1 protein-coding gene and 1 pseudogene are annotated in these 1,807 nt (G+C 66.2%); one reads left to right on the plus strand and one right to left on the minus strand.

Going from position 1 to position 1,807, the window contains the following annotated elements:
* The coding region (locus tag EOD07_RS33180) for a CapA family protein (RefSeq protein ID WP_127238232.1) at positions 1 to 859 on the minus strand (859 nt) is incomplete at its 3' end.
* 132 nt (positions 860 to 991) lie between these two features.
* Between EOD07_RS33180 and EOD07_RS33185 the strand changes: the two are divergent.
* Positions 992 to 1,807, plus strand: a pseudogene (locus EOD07_RS33185) (hypothetical protein); the annotation flags it as partial.

Below are 1,807 nucleotides of genomic sequence, written 5' to 3' on the forward strand. Positions count from 1 at the left end.
GAATGGAGCCGATGCGTCCGGGCCATGGCTGCCTGGCAAGGGCCGTTCCGAGGAAATCGCCAAGCCCATAGGCGATCACGCTGTCGCCGATGCGCTCGATGGGCTGCAAGACATGAGCGTGGTGCCCGGCGATCAGCCGGGCGCCATGATCAGCCAGCCGCCTCGCCAGCGCTCGGGTCTCCGGCCTCGGAAAGTGCCGGAACTCCCAGTCCCAATGCGGCACGGCGCAAGTGAGGTCGATGCCGGAAACGGCGGCGCGCGGCCATTCGGTGGCATGCATCGAGACGCGTTCTTCGAACGGCGCGGCGCCCGTGTTGCGCCAGAGCGTGAAGGCCGCAAAGCCGACCGTCAGCGATCCGGCCGCGTGACGCTGGACAGGTCCGCCGGCAACCGTGCCGATGGTTCGGATCCCGAGCCGGCTCAGCGCCGCGAGCGTTTCCTCGAAACCGGCGATGCCCTGGTCGAGCATGTGGTTGTTGGCCAGGGACAGAACGAGCCTGTCGCGCGCGATGCCGGCGGCCGCGAGCGCATCGGCCAGGAAACGCTCGCTCATCGCGTGATGCGTGCCGAGCCACGTGCCCATCGCCGCATGTGGGCGGTCGACGATCGGGCTTTCGCAATTGCCGATCACGAGGTCGGCGGACGAAAGCAGCGCGGCGATCGCCGGATCGCATTCCGGCGCATCGCGATTGGCGACGGCGGAAATGTCGCCGACGAAGGCCAGCCGCACCTTCAGCGTCGGCTGCGGATCGAGCAAATTCGCAGCCCGGGCCGTAAACCCGCTTCTGTCGCCGGCAAGCGACGGCCTCAGCAGGCGCGGCAGCCACGACAATTTGTAGGCAAGCGGATAGTTCGACACGGGCCCATCCAGTTTCGCCCTGTGTAGACTGTCCGAAGCGCCGGTTGAAGCGGGTCGCCGGCGATCCTGTCGGAGGGCATCTCGGGCTGAGCGAAATGCGTGTATGCTCGCCTTGTCATGAAGTGGAGGGCGATGACGATGCTTAGAGCGATCCTTGCAGCAGCCTTGTTTGCAGTCCTGCCGGCGTCCTTCGCCTGGGCGGAGACGCCGGACGCGGCCAAGTCCATGTTCGAGGCAAAGAGCGTGGCCGAGCGGAACACGGCGCTGTCGACGCTGGAAGCGGCAGCCGCGAAAGACCCGGCCTCGGCCTATGCGGCCGGCGCCGGCGAATTCTTCACCGCGCTCGAGCTTCTCGCCGGCGGCCTGCATCGCCACGGTTTCGAGAGCCCGAAATCCTTCATGCTGCCGCTGATGCAGTTGCCCGTGCCCGACAACCCCAACCCGCAGCCGCTGACCTACGAAGAATTCCGCGCCATCCTGGTCACCTTCCGCGACCGGCTCGAAAAATCCGCCGCCACGCTCGGCTCCGTGCCAAAAGATGCCGACATCGGCATGGTCGTCGATCTCACCCGCGCCGGCATCGATCTCAACGAAGACGGCACAATTGCGCCGGACGAAAGCTTCGCCGCCATCATGGCGTCGCTCTCGCGCGGCGGCATCGACACGAGCGATGCCGCGCCTTCGCTGACCTTCCGCTTCGACCGCGCCGACGGCTTCTGGCTGCAAGGCTATGCCGAGTTCCTGATGGCGCAGGCCGATTTCTGGCTGGCGCATGATTTCCGCAATGCCTTCGACGGCTCGTTCCACATGCTCTTCCCGCGCGCCAAACTGCCGCTGCAGGACACGTTGGTGCCGCTGGACGGCGGCATGAGCGGCAACATGTTCGCTTCGGAATGGCGCTTCGCCGACTTCATCTCGCTTGTGCATCTCGTCAACTGGCCGGTGATC

The organism is Mesorhizobium sp. M2C.T.Ca.TU.002.02.1.1, from assembly GCF_003997225.1.